The organism is Arthrobacter pityocampae (genome assembly GCF_002927275.1).
Classification (GTDB): Bacteria; Actinomycetota; Actinomycetes; order Actinomycetales; family Micrococcaceae; genus Arthrobacter_D; species Arthrobacter_D pityocampae.
The window spans coordinates 630,811-647,299 of the sequence record NZ_PRKW01000001.1 but is presented as its reverse complement, the minus strand read 5'-3'; the positions used below and the strand labels follow the sequence as shown (position 1 = coordinate 647,299).

The 16,489-nt window shown below is 72.5% G+C and carries 16 protein-coding genes; 11 read left to right on the top strand and 5 right to left on the bottom strand.

The window, feature by feature from the left end:
* Nucleotides 1-9: 9 nt before the first annotated feature.
* Nucleotides 10-1,506 (bottom strand): RNB domain-containing ribonuclease, encoded by a 1,497-nt coding sequence (locus C4K88_RS03025; protein ID WP_306418595.1) that lies wholly within the window; start codon nucleotides 1,504-1,506, stop codon nucleotides 10-12.
* A 124-nt stretch (nucleotides 1,507-1,630) separates the two neighbouring features.
* On the opposite strand from C4K88_RS03025, the gene C4K88_RS03020 reads away from it, so the two are divergent.
* Complete coding sequence (locus C4K88_RS03020; RefSeq protein WP_104120117.1) at nucleotides 1,631-2,374, top strand: ferritin-like fold-containing protein; 744 nt, start codon at nucleotides 1,631-1,633, stop codon at nucleotides 2,372-2,374.
* A 109-nt stretch (nucleotides 2,375-2,483) separates the two neighbouring features.
* Here the strand turns inward: C4K88_RS03020 and C4K88_RS03015 are convergent, their stop codons facing one another.
* Nucleotides 2,484-2,705: a DUF3107 domain-containing protein gene (locus C4K88_RS03015; RefSeq protein ID WP_104120116.1), complete on the bottom strand. Its 222-nt coding sequence runs from the start codon at nucleotides 2,703-2,705 to the stop codon at nucleotides 2,484-2,486.
* Between the two features lie 48 nt (nucleotides 2,706-2,753).
* A complete protein-coding gene (locus tag C4K88_RS03010; protein WP_241521670.1) occupies nucleotides 2,754-3,374 on the bottom strand; it encodes a TetR/AcrR family transcriptional regulator in 621 nt (206 codons plus the stop codon).
* A gap of 96 nt (nucleotides 3,375-3,470) precedes the next feature.
* On the opposite strand from C4K88_RS03010, the gene moeB reads away from it, so the two are divergent.
* Nucleotides 3,471-4,712: a molybdopterin-synthase adenylyltransferase MoeB gene (moeB, locus tag C4K88_RS03005; protein WP_104120115.1), complete on the top strand. Its 1,242-nt coding sequence runs from the start codon at nucleotides 3,471-3,473 to the stop codon at nucleotides 4,710-4,712.
* Between the two features lie 34 nt (nucleotides 4,713-4,746).
* On the opposite strand, the gene C4K88_RS03000 is transcribed toward moeB, so the two are convergent.
* Nucleotides 4,747-6,138 (bottom strand): glutamyl-tRNA reductase, encoded by a 1,392-nt coding sequence (locus C4K88_RS03000; RefSeq protein WP_104120114.1) that lies wholly within the window; start codon nucleotides 6,136-6,138, stop codon nucleotides 4,747-4,749.
* Nucleotides 6,139-6,320: 182 nt separating this feature from the next.
* Here C4K88_RS03000 and hemE point away from each other — a divergent pair, with 182 nt between their 5' ends.
* The 8 genes from hemE to hemL all read left to right on the top strand — a co-directional run bounded on the left by hemE (nucleotide 6,321) and on the right by hemL (nucleotide 15,068).
* Nucleotides 6,321-7,382, top strand: coding sequence for a uroporphyrinogen decarboxylase (hemE, locus tag C4K88_RS02995; protein WP_104120113.1), 1,062 nt, complete (start codon nucleotides 6,321-6,323; stop codon nucleotides 7,380-7,382).
* Between the two features lie 2 nt (nucleotides 7,383-7,384).
* Entirely contained in the window at nucleotides 7,385-8,899 is a 1,515-nt protein-coding gene (gene hemG, locus C4K88_RS02990; protein ID WP_277621625.1) for a protoporphyrinogen oxidase, read from the top strand.
* 71 nt (nucleotides 8,900-8,970) lie between these two features.
* Complete coding sequence (hemQ, locus tag C4K88_RS02985; protein ID WP_104120112.1) at nucleotides 8,971-9,687, top strand: hydrogen peroxide-dependent heme synthase; 717 nt, start codon at nucleotides 8,971-8,973, stop codon at nucleotides 9,685-9,687.
* 47 nt (nucleotides 9,688-9,734) lie between these two features.
* Complete coding sequence (locus tag C4K88_RS02980; RefSeq protein ID WP_104120314.1) at nucleotides 9,735-10,892, top strand: ferrochelatase; 1,158 nt, start codon at nucleotides 9,735-9,737, stop codon at nucleotides 10,890-10,892.
* On the top strand, nucleotides 10,889-11,836 hold the full coding sequence (gene hemC, locus C4K88_RS02975) for a hydroxymethylbilane synthase (protein WP_104120111.1): 948 nt from the start codon (nucleotides 10,889-10,891) through the stop codon (nucleotides 11,834-11,836). Before C4K88_RS02980 ends, hemC begins: the two co-directional genes overlap by 4 nt.
* 6 nt (nucleotides 11,837-11,842) lie before the next feature.
* Nucleotides 11,843-12,718, top strand: coding sequence for a uroporphyrinogen-III synthase (locus C4K88_RS02970; RefSeq protein WP_104120110.1), 876 nt, complete (start codon nucleotides 11,843-11,845; stop codon nucleotides 12,716-12,718).
* Nucleotides 12,715-13,701, top strand: a complete 987-nt coding sequence (gene hemB, locus C4K88_RS02965; RefSeq protein WP_104120109.1) for a porphobilinogen synthase — start codon at nucleotides 12,715-12,717, stop codon at nucleotides 13,699-13,701. The genes C4K88_RS02970 and hemB overlap by 4 nt, the downstream gene beginning before the upstream one ends.
* 26 nt (nucleotides 13,702-13,727) lie before the next feature.
* Nucleotides 13,728-15,068 carry a glutamate-1-semialdehyde 2,1-aminomutase gene (hemL, locus tag C4K88_RS02960; RefSeq protein ID WP_104120108.1) on the top strand — a complete coding sequence of 447 codons (1,341 nt, stop codon included), beginning with the start codon at nucleotides 13,728-13,730 and terminating at the stop codon, nucleotides 15,066-15,068.
* A gap of 30 nt (nucleotides 15,069-15,098) precedes the next feature.
* Here hemL and C4K88_RS02955 read toward each other — a convergent pair whose 3' ends face one another.
* The gene (locus C4K88_RS02955; protein WP_104120107.1) at nucleotides 15,099-15,977 is read right to left on the bottom strand and encodes an exonuclease domain-containing protein; all 879 of its coding nucleotides are present in this window, start codon (nucleotides 15,975-15,977) and stop codon (nucleotides 15,099-15,101) included.
* Between the two features lie 75 nt (nucleotides 15,978-16,052).
* Between C4K88_RS02955 and C4K88_RS02950 the strand changes: the two genes are divergently transcribed.
* The gene (locus tag C4K88_RS02950) at nucleotides 16,053-16,436 is read left to right on the top strand and encodes an MGMT family protein (RefSeq protein ID WP_104120106.1); all 384 of its coding nucleotides are present in this window, start codon (nucleotides 16,053-16,055) and stop codon (nucleotides 16,434-16,436) included.
* The last annotated feature ends 53 nt before the right edge of the window (nucleotides 16,437-16,489 follow it).

Sequence of the window (16,489 nt, the reverse complement as noted above, 5' to 3'; positions counted from 1 at the left end):
GCGGCGTCATTACGCGCCGCGGGCGGGCGCGTCCGTCGGCTTCACCTCGAAGCGGATGCGGCGCCGCGCGATGTCGGCCTCCAGCAGGATGACCGTGACGCGCTCCCCGGCCACCAGTTCGCCGTAGCAGGTCGCCTCGAGGGCGGGTTCGGTGACCTGGACGGTCCCGGACAGCCGGGGCGCCTGCTTCCCGGGCGCGTCCTCGATCGCCGGGGGTGAGCCCTGCAGGACGACGGCGGAGAACGCCTCGCCGATGCGGTTGCTCAGCAGTGCGGCCTGGACCGCGTCCATGGCTCCGGCGTCGAGGCGGGAGGCGGTCTGGTTCGAGGACGCCATGAGGGCGTTGAGCTCCGGCAGGGCCGCCCGCACCCACGCAGGGACCTCGCTGCCCCGGCACAGCGACTCGCAGGTCACGAGCACGAAGCGGTCCACGAGCCGCCGCAGGGGAGCGGTGGCGTGCGCGTACGGTGCGGCGATGGCCGACTGCACGACGGCGTCCGGCACCTCGCCGTCGAACGCCGTGTACCCGGCGCCGCGGAAGAGGGACGCGGCCGCATGCATGAGGGCGAGCTGCCGCGGGACGGTGACGTCGAGGGTGCGGAGGAAGGCGCCGTAGGGCATGTGGGCGGGCCAGGGGTGTTCGAGTGCCTCGGACTGGCGCCGGAACTTGCCGAGGGCGCCGTCGTCCGGCTCGGGCATGGTCCGCAGGATCCCGATGCCGCCGTCGATCATCATGCGCGCCGCCGCCATCCCCGTCATGAGGGAGATCTGGGCGTTCCAGTCCTCGCACGGCAGGGCCGGTTCCGTGACGATGCCGTAACCGCCGCCGTCATAGGTGATCTCCTGGCGGGGCAGGTTCAGGCTCGCGCCCCCGCGGTCGAGTTCCTGCCGGATCCGGAGGAGGCCGATCTCCTGCAGGAGCATGAGCTGCCCGTCGGCGGTGCCGGCGTCGATCGCCGCCTGGACCTGCGCGTACGTGAGCTGACGACGGCTGCGGACCGTGGCCCGGCGGACCGTGGCGGACTCGACCGCCGCTGCGGCGTCGAGCAGGAAATGCCAGACGAAGGCGGGCCGGTCACGCTCGGGCAGCAGACTCGCTGCACCCTCCGAGATGACCTCCGGGTGGAGCGAGATCCGTCCGTCCGGCGCATAGAGCGTCTGCCCGCGGAGCCTGGCCTCGGCGTCGATGGTCCCGCCGGCACGCACGAAGAGCGGGACGTCGGCGATGGCGTACCAGACCTCGTATCCCGCGGTGCCGTCTTCGCGGCACGCGAAGTGCACGGCCTGGTCGAGGTCGGTGGAGCCGGGCGGATCGATCGTGAGGAAGGGCAGGGCGCGGAGGTCCGTGGAGGGCAGCGTATGGGCGGCGACCGCGGCGTCGGCCTCCAGCAGGACGTCCTCGGGGAACTGCTCACGGATGCCGAGTTCCTCACGGAGCGATCGCAGCGACTCGGTAAGGCGCTGGTGGGACTCCCGGTCCCTGAGGTCCATATGCTGTGCGGGCACAGGCAATACGGTAATGCACGCCACGGACATCGGGCAGGGTGGATCACCCGGCGGAGCGACAGGCCGGTGGTTCCGCGCGACGCGGCGGGTTGCCCGGCGTCCCGTAGTGCGTACTCTTAGCAGAATGACTAACGGCTACCCCGACGGCGCGGCCGTGCCCGCCCCGACCCCCGCTGCACCCCCTGCCGCCCCGGCCAGCGCGGCCGAGGACGCCCTGGCGAATCCCCGCTACGCCCGGTTCGTCACCGATCTGCTCGGCGTCATCGCGTACGGCGAGCTGTCGGGCTTCGAGCGCCTGTCCTCCGATGCACGGTTCTCGCCGAGCCTCGCGGACCGCGCGAGCCTCGGGCGGCTCGCCGTGCAGGAATTCGAGCACTTCGAAATGGTGAGCCGGTTCGTGGGCACGCTCGGCGTCACGATCGAGGAGGCGATGGCACCCTTCCAGGCCTCGATCGACGCCTTCCACGAGCGCACCCGCCCCGGCGACTGGTACGAGTCGCTCATGAAGGCCTACGTCATCGACGCCTTCTCCGGGGACTTCTACCGCTCGCTGGCCGACACCCTCGATCCGCGGACGCGGGAACTCATCAGCACGATCGACTCCGGGGAGGGGGCCGCCCACCTGCAGCGCCGCCTGAAGGAGGCGCTCTCCGACGACCCGCGCCTCGCCTCCCGCCTCGCCCTGTGGGGCCGGCGGCTCGTGGGCGAGGCCCTGACCCAGGCGCAGCGCGTGGGTATCGAACGCGAGTACCTCGCGGGGCTCCTGTTCGCCGACAAGGCCGACCACACGCAGCACGCGACGGCCCTCTTCTCCCAGCTCACCCGCAACCACTCACGACGCATGAGCGCACTGGGACTCACGGCGTAGCCGCTGTCGTCAACGCGACTGTCGTCAACGCGACGAGGACCCGCGGCCGGCGGCTGCGGGTCCTCGTCGCGCCGGTGCTGCTGCTCACCGGCCGTCGTGCGGGGTGGGGCTAGAGCGCGCCGAACCCGACGCGGCGGGTCTCTTCGGCGCCGATCTCCACGTAGCCGAGGACGCCTGTCGGGACGATCACGAGGCGGCCCTTGGAATCCTTGAGCCGGAGCTCCGTCCCGCTCATGGCCTGCCCCACGAGCTCGGCGATGGCGTCCGCGCTCTCGGAGGATTCAAGGATGATCTCCCGGTTGACGTTCTGGATACCGATCTTGATTTCCACGGCGCGTGCCTCCTGTTGTATGAGCCTGGTGCTGTTCCGAAACCTACCCTAGATCTCCTTGGGGAATCGGCTGATTCCGCGCCAAGCTAAACGGTAGATCAGCTCCGCAGCAGCGTCGATGTCGAGGCTGCCGTCGGTCTCCAGCCAGTAGCGCGCGCTGATCTGCGCCATGCCGGCCAGACCGCGGCCCAGCAGGGTCGCCTCCACCATCGACAGCTGCGTGTCCCCGGCGATCACCCCGGCGATGGAGCCCGCGAACTGGGCGTTGAAGGCCTCCAGCCGGCTGCTGACGTCGGGCTCGTTGCTGATGTCCGATTCGAAGACCAGCCGGTGCGCCTTGCTGTCCTGGGCGATGAACTGGAAATAGGCGCGCATGGTCGCATGCACGCGCAGCTTGTTGTCGTCCGTGGAGCGCAGCGCGTCGACCAGCAGCTGCGTCAGCTCCGCCAGATGGCTGTCCAGGAGCGCGAGGTAGAGGTCCCGCTTGCCCGGGAAGTGCTGGTAGAGCACGGGCTTGCTCACGCGCGCGGCCACCGCGATATCGTCCATGGCGGCCCCGTGGTAGCCGTTGTTGACGAAGACCTCCTGGGCTGCCGCGAGGAGCTGGCGACGGCGCTCGTCGCGCGGTAGCCGGACGGCCCTTCCTGCAGCGGTCGGTTCAACACTCACGGCGGGGGATCCTCGGTTCAGCGGTCGGGGGAGTCCGTCCAGCTTACCCACCCGCGTCGGCTGGCCCGGCCCTGCCGGAGCGGAATACCCTTGGGCATGACCGCTTCGATGTCGTCCGCGCGCTCCCCCGAGACCAGCCCCGAGGGCCTGCCGCCCTTGGTCGACGCCGTCGGGAGCCTGACGCAGGAGGAGACGCTGCGCTACTCGCGGCACCTGATCATCCCCGGCTTCGGCACCGAGGCGCAGTTGCGGCTGAAGAACGCCCGCGTCCTCGTGATCGGCGCCGGCGGGCTCGGCTCACCGGCCCTCCTGTATCTGGCCGCGGCGGGCGTCGGCACCCTGGGGGTCGTGGACGACGACGACGTCGAGCTCTCCAACCTGCAGCGCCAGGTCATCCACGGCGTGCCCGATCTCGGCCGGTCGAAGGCCGAGTCCGCCCGCGACAGCATCCTCGCGCTGAATCCGCTGGTCGAGGTGGTCCTGCATCGGGAGAGGCTCGATGCCTCCAACGCGCTCGCGCTCTTCTCCGGGTACGACCTCGTCGTCGACGGCACGGATAACTTCGCCACGCGCTACCTCGTCAACGACGCCGCCGCCATCCTCGGCAGGCCCTACGTGTGGGGATCCATCCTGCGGTTCGACGGCCAGGTCAGCGTCTTCTGGCAGGACCGCGGGCCCACCTACCGCGACCTGTACCCGGACGCCCCGCCACCCGGCTCCGTCCCCTCCTGCGCGGAGGGCGGCGTATTGGGCGTGCTGTGCGCGCAGATCGGGTCCGTGATGGTGAACGAGGCCATCAAGCTCATCACCGGCGTCGGCAGGACCCTCCTGGGCAGGGTGCTCGTCTTCGACGCCCTGGACATGAGCTGGCGGGAGGTGCGGGTGAGGCCGGACCCGACGGCCCCGCGCATCACCGAGCTGATCGACTACGAGCAGTTCTGCGGGCTGCCGTCCGCGTCCGCAGCGGTGGAGGACCAGGCGGAGGACACGGCGGAGGACTCGGTGGTCGTGCCCACCGTGTCCGTCGAGGAACTGGCCGAGCTCCTCGCCGCGCGGGCGGCCGGGGCGGCGGACTTCGATCTGCTGGACGTCCGCAACCCGGAGGAGTACGCGATCGTGAGCATCGACGGCGCGGTGCTCGTCCCGACACCCCTGATCCTCGACGGCGCCGCGACCGTGGACAGTGCGAGGACGGTCTACGTGCACTGCAAGACGGGGGTCCGTTCAGCCGACGTCGTACGCCATCTCCGCGGCAGGGGGCATCGGGACGTATGGTCGGTGGACGGGGGCATCATCGAGTGGGTGCGCGCCATCGAACCGCGGAAGATGACCTACTAGGGCCGGCCCGGGTGCCGCGGCCGGCGTCGGACCGTCAGGCGCTCCGCGCGGGCCGTTCGTGGTCCACGGGACACACGGCACCCTCGGGGTGTGCGTGGCCGGCGTGGGGGGCGTCCGCAGTCGGGGCGGCGTGTCCTGCCGCGGCCGGCGCAACAGATGCAGTGGGGGCGGCGGGCGAGAGGTCGATGCCGTAGAGGGCCTCGAGGGCCGCGGCGTACTCGTCCTGACGTCCTTCCGCAGCGAGCTCGCGGGCCCGCACAGTGGGGACGTGCAGGAGCTGGCGGACCATGCGTCGCAGGGCGAACTCGACCTCTTCCGCGGCGGCGGTGCAGCCGTGCTGAGCGCGGACGCGCTCCATCTCCGCGTCCAGGACGGTCTGCGTGTGCTGGCGGAGGGCCACGATGGCCGCGTTCATCGCGCGCGTCGTCTGCTGCTCCTCGAAGGAGCGCGCGGCACCCCGGACGAGGTCGCCGGCCTGCGCCAGGGCGTCGGCCTGCTCGTCGGGCGCCGCCGCGCGGACGGACTCGAGGGTGATGAGCTCGACGCCGTCGAGGTTCGCCACGGCGGGGTCGAAGTCGTGGCTGAGGGCGAGGTCGATGATGACGAGCGGGGTGTCGCTGCCGGCGCGTACCCGTTCGATGTCGGCGGCGTCGATGCGGGCGTCGCTGCCGCTGCAGCCGATGACGACGTCCGCGCGGCGCATGGCGCCCGGCAGATCCGCGGCGGTGAGTGCGGCCCCGCCGCGGGTCGCGACGAACGCGTCGGCGCGTCCGGAGGAGGAGAACACCGCGACGTCGGTGCACCCCCTGTCGCGGAGGGCTGCCATGGTGGCGCCCGCGTATGCGCCCGTGCCGAACAGCACCACGCTCTTGCCCGACCAGTCGGGATCCTCGGAGAGGTCGCCTGCCAGCTCGAGGGCCACGGAGACGATGGACCGGCCCCGGCTGCCGAGCGCGGTCTGGGCACCCACGTCCTTCGCGGTCCTCGAGGCGGCCTGGAACAGGCGGACGAGGCCGCCGCTGGCGGCTCCCGAGCCCTGGGCCTCGATGAGTGCCCGTCGGACCTGCCCGGCGATCTCCCGCTCGCCGATGACCGCGGAGTCGAGGCCGGCACCGACGGCGAAGAGGTGTTCGGCCACGTCCTGGCCGGTGTGGGTCTCGAAGGACGCCGAGACGGACTGCTCGGGGATGCCGGAGTATGCGCTGATGGTGGAGACGATCGCCGAGCGTGCGGCCTCGACGTCCTCCTCGGACGGGGCCTCGGCGTAGATCTCGAAGCGGTTGCAGGTCGCGAGCACCACGGCACCTGTGACGGACCGGTCCTCGGCGAGCACGGCGGAGGGGACCTGGGGCGCCCCGACGCTCAGTCGGGCAACGGTTTCCAGGTCCACGTTCGAATGGGTCGCTACAAGTGAAAGAAGTACCACGGCGCTCCGATCATATCGAGGAACCGGTCCTTCCACTGAATAGGCAAGGCTTACCCGGGAGTTGCATTCCGCGGAATCCTGCGGAAAAGGGCCCTGCGTGCGCGGGGTGATGTTGACCACCCCGGGTCCGCACGGGCGGCCCCGGTTATCCATCGCGGACGATCTTCGGCAGAATCGGCAGTATGGACCTTGCAGCATCGCACCCGCTGGTCGACGGACGCACGTCCGGATCGGCTCTCATCTCCGCCTACCGCGGCCGGACCCCGCATCGGCGCCCGGTCTGGTTCATGCGCCAGGCCGGACGCTCGCTGCCGGAGTACCGTGCCCTGCGCGAGGGCACCAACATGCTCGAGTCCTGCCTGGATCCCGCGATGGCGTCGGAGATCACACTCCAGCCCGTGCGACGCCACGACGTGGACGCGGCGATCTTCTTCTCCGACATCGTCATCCCGCTCAAGCTGGCCGGCGTCGACGTCGACATCGTGCCCGGCGTCGGGCCCGTCCTCGGTGCGCCCATCCGGTCCGCCGCCGACGTCGCCGCCCTCCCCACCCTGACGGACGAGGCGCTGGAGCCGATCCGCCAGGCCGTGGCCCTCACGGTCGCCGAGCTGGGATCCACCCCGCTCATCGGATTCGCCGGTGCCCCGTTCACGCTGGCCGCCTACATGGTCGAAGGAAAGCCGTCGCGGGACCACCTGGGCCCGCGCACCATGATGCATGCCGATCCGGACACGTGGCGCGCCCTGACCGAGTGGGCGGCGGACGCCTCCGGGCTGTTCCTGCGCGCCCAGCTGGAGGCGGGCGCCAGCGCCGCCCAGCTGTTCGACTCGTGGGCCGGATCCCTCGGTCTCGCGGACTACCGCCAGCATGTGGCACCGGCCTCCCGCAGGGCCCTGGACCACGTCCGGGGCCTCGGCGCACCCCTCATCCACTTCGGCACCGGCACCTCCGAGCTGCTCGTGGCGATGCACGAGGTCGGGGTGGACGTCATCGGCGTCGACTACCGGCTGCCGCTGGACGAGGCGAACCGCCGTCTCGGCGGCACGGTGCCCCTGCAGGGCAACATCGACCCGGCCCTGCTGCCCGCACCCTGGCCCGTGCTCGAACAGCATGTCCGCGACGTCCTCGCCGCCGGGGCGTCGGCTCCCGGGCACGTGGTGAACCTCGGGCACGGTGTTCCGCCGGAGACGGACCCCGCCGTCCTGACGCGCGTCGTCGACCTCATCCACTCCGTGGAGCCGTAGCCGTGATCAGGGCGGTGCGCGGAGCGGAGCCGACCGGCGTCCCGGCCGAACCGGAGCGTGCCCGCCCCCGGACCGTCGTCGTCATCGGTGGCGGCATGGCCGGCCTGGTCGCGGCACGGACGCTCCTGGGCCGGGGGCTGCGCGTCACCGTGCTCGAGGCATCGGACCGGTTCGGCGGCACCGTGGACAGCCGCACGCTGGGCGGGTTCCAGCTCGACAGCGGCGCCGAATCCTTCTCCACGCGGTCCGCCGCCGTGCCCGCGCTCGCCGGCGAGCTCGGACTGGGGGACAGGATCGTCGCGCCCGACGCCACGGGCGCCTGGGTGCAGCTTCCCGGTGGCGACCTCCGCACCTCCGCGCACCCGCTGCCGAACTCCGGCATCCTCGGCATCCCCGCGGACCCCTCCGATCCGCCGATCAGCGCGATCCTCGGCCGTGCAGGCTCCCTCCGCGCCGCCGCGGACAGGATCCTGCCCGTCGGCTCACTCGCCACCCGGCCCCGGGTGAGCCTGGGCGAACTCGTCCGGACGCGGATGGGGGAGGACGTCCTCACCCGCCTGGTGGCGCCCGTCGCGGGCGGCGTCTTCTCCGCCGACCCCGACGACCTCGACGTCGACTCCGTGGCACCGGGGCTGCGGGCGACCATGGGCCGCCTGGGGTCCCTCGGCGCCGCCGCGGGCGCCCTGCGCCGGGCCGCACCGGCGGGCGCCGCGGTGGGCGGGCTCGTCGGCGGGATCGCCCAGCTCCGCAACGCCCTCGTCCACAGGCTCCAGGAGGACGGCGCGGACCTGCGCACGAACGAGCACGTCAGCGGACTCGCCCGCTCGGGCTCCGGCTGGATCGTCACGACCGACCACTCGGCCCTCACCCGACACCTCCCGGCGGACGCCGTACTCGTGGCCACCGAGGGCAGGGCCGCCGTCGACCTCCTCGCGCCGGCCCTCCCCGCCCTGGCCGAGGAGCGGCCCGATCCGGTCCCCGGCGTCGCCCTCGTCACCCTGGTCGTCGACGTCCCGGAACTCGACGCCCGACCCCGCGGCACCGGGGTGCTCGTCGCCCGCGGCGTAGAGGGCGTCGCCGCGAAGGCGCTCACCCATGCCACGGCCAAGTGGGCGTGGCTGCGGGACCAGGCCGGGCCCGGCTCCCACGTCCTCCGGCTGTCCTTCGGCCGCGTCGGGGACGAGCCCACCGCCGTCGGGCTCACCACGCCCGACGACGCCCTCTACCGTCACGCCCTCGCCGACGCCTCCACGCTGCTCGGTGTGCCCATCAGGGAGGCCGACGTGCTCGACTGGGACGTGGTGCGCTGGGCCGGCGCCCTGCCGCACGCCTCCGTGGGACACCGCGACCGCGTCGCACGGATCCGGGCCCTCGTCGCCGAGGAGTCGGCGTCCCTCGCCGTGACCGGCGGCTGGCTCGCCGGGACCGGGCTCGTCGCCGTCATCGACGACGCCCGCGTCCGCGCCGACGCGCTCGCCGACGCCCTCGCCGGGACCGGCCCGACACCCGCCATATGACCTTCGTCTCTTCTACGTTTGGTAGAAGAAAACGATTTCGGTTCACCTGCGGGCAGGGGCAGACTAGAACCATGACTGAGCACACCGGTACCCCCACCCACGCTCCACAGCCGACCGAGGAGGGCGCCGACGCCCCCGCTGAGCTGTTCTACACCCTCTGGACCGTCTTCCGGCGGGGCTCCGCGACCACGGCCTCGGGCGCGCACTCCCTGTCGGATGTCCTCTCCGATCTCGAGCAGGACGGCGTCGTCCTGCGCGGGTTCTACGACGTCTCCGGCATGCGCGCCGACGCCGACGTGATGGTCTGGCTGCACGGCCCACGCCCCGAGGACCTCCAGGCCGCGGTCCGCAAGCTGCGCCGCACCGATGCTTTCGCCGAGACGACGGTGGCGTGGTCGGCGATGGGCGTCCACCGCGACGCAGAGTTCTCCAAGTCCCACAGCCCGGCGTTCTCCCGTGGGGTCGCACCGGCTGAATGGGTCTGCGTGTACCCGTTCGTGCGCTCCTACGAGTGGTACATCCTGCCCACGGACGAGCGCCGCGAGATGCTCATGGACCACGGCCTGAAGGGGCGGAAGTACCCGCAGGTGATCTCCAACACGGTGTCATCCTTCGCCCTCAACGACTACGAATGGGTCCTGGCACTCGAAGCCCCCGAGCTCGTGGACCTCGTGGACCTCATGCGGTATCTCCGGGAGACCGAAGCGCGGCGCCACGTCCGCGAGGAAGTGCCGTTCTATACCGGCCGGCGGATCAGCCATGACGAGATTGCAGAGGTGCTCCAGTGACGACACAGGCATTCAACCCCCTGGACGGGGTCGATGAGAACGGCCGGATGGCCCCGAAGGCGTACGACGCCGTCGTGCTCGCCTCCTTCGGCGGACCGGAGGGGCAGGACGACGTCATCCCCTTCCTGCGGAACGTGACCCGCGGCCGCGGCATCCCCGACGAGCGCCTGGAGGAGGTCTCGCATCATTACCGTGCATTCGGCGGGGTGAGCCCCATCAACAGCCAGAACCGGGCCCTCCGGGCCGCCCTCGAGGCCGAGTTCCGCCGTCGCGGCATCGACCTGCCCGTCTTCTGGGGCAACCGCAACTGGGAGCCCTTCATCGCCGACACCCTGCAGGAGGCGTACGACGCCGGGCACCGCAGGGTGCTCGCCGTGACCACGAGCGCCTACTCCTGCTACTCGAGCTGCCGCCAGTACCGCGAGGACCTCGGCATGGCGCTCGTGAAGACCGGGCTCGAGGGCCGGCTCGAGGTGGACAAGGTCCGCCAGTACTTCGACCACCCCGGGTTCGTGGAACCCTTCGTCGAGGGCGTGACCAACGGCCTGGCCACGGTCCGTGCCGGGCTTGCCGAGCAGGGCACCCCGGAGGCGCCCGTGCACATCATGTTCTCCACCCACTCCATCCCGATGGGTGACGCCGAGGCCGCCGGGCCCCGCGACGCCGACGGCGGGCCGGCCTACGAGGACGGCGCCTACGTGGCGCAGCACCTCGCAACGGCGCAGGCCGTGCTCGACAGGATCCCCGAGGCCGCCGGCGTCGAGTGGTCCCTGGTCTACCAGTCCCGCTCGGGGGCCCCGCACATCCCGTGGCTCGAACCGGACATCAGCGATGCCCTCCGCGACCGCCACGCGGCCGGCACGCGCGGCGTCGTGATCGTCCCCCTCGGCTTCGTCTCCGATCACATGGAGGTGGCCTGGGACCTCGACACCGAGGCTCTGGAGACCTGCGGCGAGCTCGGGATCGTCGCCGACCGCGTGCCGACGCCGGGCACCCACCGGAAGTTCGTCGAGGGCCTCGTGGACCTGGTCCTCGAGCGCACCGTCGACAACAACATCGCGGACCGTCCGTCCGCCACGGCCCTCGGGCCCTGGTTCGACGTGTGCCGGCCGAACTGCTGCGCGAACCGCCGCGGGGAGAAGCCGACGGTCGCGGCCGTCGACTCCACCGTGGGCACGCCGCTGCCCAACCCCGGCACGGTATGAGCGCAGGCATCAGGGTGGGCACGCGGGGCAGCGCCCTCGCGATGACGCAGACGACGACGGTGGCGGAGCGGGTCTCCGAACTCGCCCGCCTGCCGTACGAGCTCGTGCGGGTCCGGACCGAGGGGGACGTCCTCAAGGGTTCGCTCTCCCAGATCGGCGGCACCGGCGTCTTCGTGGCGGCCCTCCGTGACGCCCTCCTCGAGGAGCGGTGCGACGTCGCCGTGCACTCGCTCAAGGACCTCCCCACCCTGCCCGCCCCCGGACTGACCGTGGCGTCCGTGCCCGAGCGCGAGGACGTCCGCGACGCCCTCTGCGCCCGGGACAGCCTCACGCTGGCCACGCTCCCGGACGGCGCGCGGGTGGGCACGGGATCCCCGCGCCGGGCCGCCCAGCTGCGTTCCGCACGTCCTGGGCTCGACGTCGTGGACATCCGCGGCAACGTGGACACGCGGCTCGGGCGCGTCGCCGGACTCGTCCCCGGGGCACCCGGTGACCTCGACGCCGTCGTCCTCGCCGCGGCAGGACTGCGGCGGCTCGGGCGCGAGGCGGCCATCACCGAGCTGATCGACCCGGACGTCATGCTGCCCGCAGCCGGTCAGGGGGCCCTCGCCATCGAGTGCCGCGAGAGCGAGGCGACGCCCGGGGTGCGCGAGGCGCTGGCCGCCTACGACCACCTGCCCACACGGCTCGCGGTGACGGCCGAACGTGCCGTCCTCCTCCAGCTGGAGGCAGGCTGCGCGGCGCCCATCGGCGCCCTGGCCCGGCTGCAGGGCAACATCCTCGCCCTCGAGGCCGTGGTGTGCAGCACGGACGGCCGGTCGATGATCCGCCTGACGCGCTCGGCACCGGCTACGGACGCCGTCGCCGCCGCGCAGCTCGGCCTGGACCTCGCCGAGGAGCTGCTCGCCGCCGGTGCGGCCGACATCGCGCCCCTGAACGGGTAGGCACGCATGGACGGCTTGGCGGGGGAGCACCCGGTGGTGGTCCTTCGACACCCGGCGCGCACCGTCCGGATCGGTGACGCCCTTCGCGCCCACGGCATGACGGTCCACGCCCTGCCGCTCACGGACACGGAGCTCCCCGCCGACCCCGCCGCCTTCGCCCGCGCGCTGCAAGATCTCGGGCAGGGCCGGTACGCCTGGCTCGTGGTGACCAGCGCCAACGCCGTCCAGGCCCTCGGCATGATCGCGGGCGCGGAGGGTGCCTCGCTCGCCGGCCTCGTCCGCCGCGGGGGAGTGCGGGTCGCTGCGGTCGGCGCCGCGACCGCGCGGACGCTGGCGGAGGCGGGCGTCGTCGTCGATCTGGTCCCCGAGGAGGCGTCCTCGGCCGGACTCCTGACCGCGTTCCCGGGCGGCCCCGCGGCGGTGCTCCTGCCGCAGGCCGACCTCGCCCCGGACGACCTCCGCGCCGGGCTGACGGCCTCGGGTCACGCCGTCCACCGCGTCGAGGCCTACCGCACGGTGCCCTTCCCGGCGCACCCCGCGCGGCGGGTCCCCGGCGTCGAGGAGCACGGGCCGCGACCGCCCGTGCTGTCCCTCCGGGATCTCGTGCGTCGTGCCTCCGGCGGTGTCCAGCCCGCCGTCGTCTTTCCCGCGCCGAGCGCGGTCCGGCAGTTCCATGACAGGCTGGGCGTCGGCCCGCTGTCGTTCCGTGCGGTCGCCATCGGACCCACGACGGCCGCAGCGCTCCGCTCCCTGGGGTGGGTGCCGGCGGCCACGGCCGCAGAACCCACGCCGGAGGGCATCGCCCGGGCGGCGCTCGATGCCTTCGCCCGGGACGACGCCCCCAGCTCGCATGCCGCACGATCGAACGGAGATACGCCATGAGTTTCCCCCAGCACCGGCCCCGGAGGCTGCGCTCGACCCCCGCCCTGCGGCGCATGGTCGCCGAGTACCGCGTCCACCCGTCCGAGCTGATCCTGCCGGCCTTCATCCGGGAGGGCCTCGGTGAGCCCTCGCCCATCTCCTCCATGCCCGGCGTCGTGCAGCACACCACGGACTCCCTCAAGCGCGCGGCCGCGGAGGCGGTGGAGCGCGGTGTGGGCGGCATCATGCTGTTCGGCATCCCCGAGCACCGCGACGCGACCGGCAGCGCGGGCATCGACCCGGACGGCGTCCTCAACCGTGCGATCGCCGACGTCCGCTCCGAGGTTGGCGACTCCCTCGTCGTCATGAGCGACGTCTGCCTGGACGAGTTCACCGACCACGGCCACTGCGGCGTCCTCGCCTCCGACGGCTCGGTGGACAACGACGCGACGCTGGCGTTGTACGCGCAGATGGCCGTGGAGCAGGCCCGGGCCGGCGCACACGTGCTCGGCCCCTCCGGGATGATGGACGGGCAGGTCGCCGTCATCCGCCAGGCACTCGACGAGGCCGGACACCAGGACACCGTGGTGCTCGCCTACGCCGCCAAGTACGCCTCCGCCTTCTATGGCCCGTTCCGCGAGGCCGTCGACTCCCAGCTCGTCGGGGACCGCCGGACCTACCAGATGGATGCGTCCAACCGCCGGGAGGCGATCCTCGAGGTCGAACTCGACATCGAGGAGGGCGCCGACATGGTGATGGTCAAGCCCGCCATGAGCTACCTGGACGTCCTCGCCGACGTCGCCGCCATGTCGCCCGTGCCCGTCGCGGCGTACCAGATCTCGGGTGAGTACGCGATGATCGAGGCCGCCGCCGCGAACGGCTGGATCGACCGCCGCCGCGCCATCGAGGAATCCGTCCTCGGGATCAAGCGGGCCGGCGCCCAGATGATCCTCACCTACTGGGCCTCCGAGCTCGCACTCTGGCTCGACGAGTCCGCCCACTGAACTCCCACAGCGAAGGAACCGCACCGATGACGACACCAGCAGCGACCACGTCCGAGGACCTCTACCAGCGCGCCCGGGCCCTCATGCCCGGGGGCGTCAACTCGCCCGTCCGCGCCTTCGGCTCGGTCGGCGGGACCCCGCGCTTCCTCGTCGACGCGCACGGCGCCTACGTCACCGACGCCGACGGCAAGCAGTACGTGGACCTCGTCTGCTCGTGGGGCCCCGCCCTGCTCGGCCACTCCCACCCGGACGTCATCGCGGCCGTGCACCGCGCCGTCGACCACGGCCTGACCTTCGGCGCCTCGACGCCCGCCGAGGCCGACCTCGCGCAGCTCGTGAAGGAGCGCGTCCCCGCCGTCGAGCTGCTGCGCATGGTGTCCACCGGGACCGAGGCGACCATGACCGCCGTCCGGCTCGCCCGGGGCTTCACCTCCCGCAACCTGATCGTCAAGTTCGCCGGCTGCTACCACGGGCACGTGGACAGCCTCCTCGCCGCCGCCGGATCGGGCGTCGCCACCCTGGCGCTGCCCGGCTCCGCGGGCGTCACGGAGGCGACGACGGCGGAGACGCTCGTGCTGCCGTACAACGACGTCGAGGCCGTCGAGGAGGCCTTCCGCACGCACGGCGAGCACATCGCCGCCGTCATCACGGAAGCCGCCCCCGCGAACATGGGCGTCGTGACGCCGGCGCCAGGATTCAACGCCTTCCTCAGCCGCATCACCTCCGAGCACGGCGCGCTGTTCATCGTCGACGAGGTCATGACCGGGTTCCGCACCCACCCGGGCGGGTACTGGAAGCTCACGGGCGGCGCCGACGACGCCGAGCACCCGTGGACGCCGGACCTGCTGACCTTCGGGAAGGTCATCGGCGGCGGCATCCCGGCGGCGGCGCTCGGAGGGCGCGCGGACGTGATGAACTACCTCGCGCCGATCGGCCCCGTCTACCAGGCGGGCACCCTGTCCGGGAACCCGATCGCCATGGCGGCGGGCGTCGCCACCCTGACCGCCGCGACCGACGACGTCTACCGCCGCGTCGATGCGCGCTCGCTCGAGGTCAGCGACGCCCTCACCGCCGAACTCGCGAAGGCCGGCGTGGACCACTCCATCCAGCGGGCCGGGAACCTCTTCAGCGTCGCGTTCGGCACCGCCGAGCACGGCGTGTGGAACTACGCCGACGCGCAGGGTCAGGAGGCGTTCCGCTACGGGCCGTTCTTCCACTCCATGCTCGACTCCGGTGTGTACCTCCCGCCGTCCGTGTACGAGGCGTGGTTTCTCTCCGCCGCGCACGACGACGCCGCGATGGAACGCATCCACGCGGCCCTTCCGGCGGCTGCGCGGGCGGCAGCGGAGGCCGTGCCGGTCGACTGACCGTACCGTCCGGGAGAGCGATGCCCGGCCTCACGGGACGGTGATGGCCGGGCGCCGCGAGGCGTCCTCCGTTGGCCGGGACCGGTCGGCTGCCTGCTGGTCCGCCGCCGGCTGGTCGGCTGCCTGCTGCCGGGATGCCTGCTGTCCCGCCGTCTGGTGATCGGCTGTCTGCTGCCGGGCCGTCTGCTGTCCCGCCGTCTGCTGGTCGGCTGCCTGCTGGTCGGGGCCGCCGATCACGGGCCAGGCCCGCTCGATGACGGCGTCGGGCTCCGTCCGGCGGAGGTACTCCTCGAAGTTCGCCGCCTGCCGGTCGGCCCAGACGACGAGCGAGGCGTGCAGGTCCGTGGCAGGGCGCCGCAGGAACGCGAACCGTTCGGCGAGGACCGCCCCGACCCGGAGTGTCGCGAGGACGTCGGCGGCGGAGGTGTGGGCGTTCTCGAAGGGGATGGAGTAGTGCTCGCACATCGCCGTCAGCGTCCGCTTGCCGCGGCGGTACCGGTCCGCCTGCTTGTCCATGACGTAGGGGTCGATGACGGGCCAGGGCGCCGGGACCGGGACAGCATGACGGTGCCCCTCCTGCGCCAGCACCGTGAAGTCGTACCGGGCGTTGAAAGCCAGCACGGGGATGCCGGCCGCGAAGAGGCGCGCCAGGACGGCCGAGATCCCGTGGACGACCTCCCCGGCGGGCAGCCCGTGCGCCCGGGCGTGCGCCGTCGTGACACCGTGGATCGCCGCCGCGCCCTCCGGGATGTCGATGCCGGGATCGGCCAGCCACTCATGATGCTCGAGCACGCGGCCGTTCCCGTCGACGAGGACGATCGTCGCGGTGACGATGCGCGCGGTCAGTGGATCGCGCCCCGTCGTCTCGAGGTCGAACCCGGCCCTCGGACCTTCATGCCAGCTCGTCATGGCACCACCGTACGGGCGGGCTCCGACCAAATAGGCGCACCGCCCCGCGCGGCCCGCCGGGCTAGGGTGGAGGGCATGGATCGACGGGCCGACGACTACTGCGACGCCGTCCTCGCCGTCACCGAACTGATCCCTGCGGGCCGGGTGCTGACCTACGGGGACATTGCCGAACTCCTCGACTGCGGCGGACCCCGCCAGGTGGGCCGGGCGCTCTCGCGGAGCACCCGGGACGTCCCCTGGTGGCGCGTCCTGCGCGCCGGCGGCCTCCCGCCGCGCGGCCTGGCCCTGCGCGCCCGTGCACGCTACGACGCGGAAGGCACCCCGCTCTCCGTGCCCCGCGGGAGCACCGGGCCGGGCGACTACCGCGTGGATCTGCGCTCCGCCCGCTGGTGGCCCACGACCGAGGACCAGGCCCTCGTCGACGCCGTCGGCGCGTCCCTGCGACCAGCGGGTCGGTGAGGCCGGTGTCCGTTGCGATGCACCCGTTTGTCCGTGGCATGTGATGGTCTTGA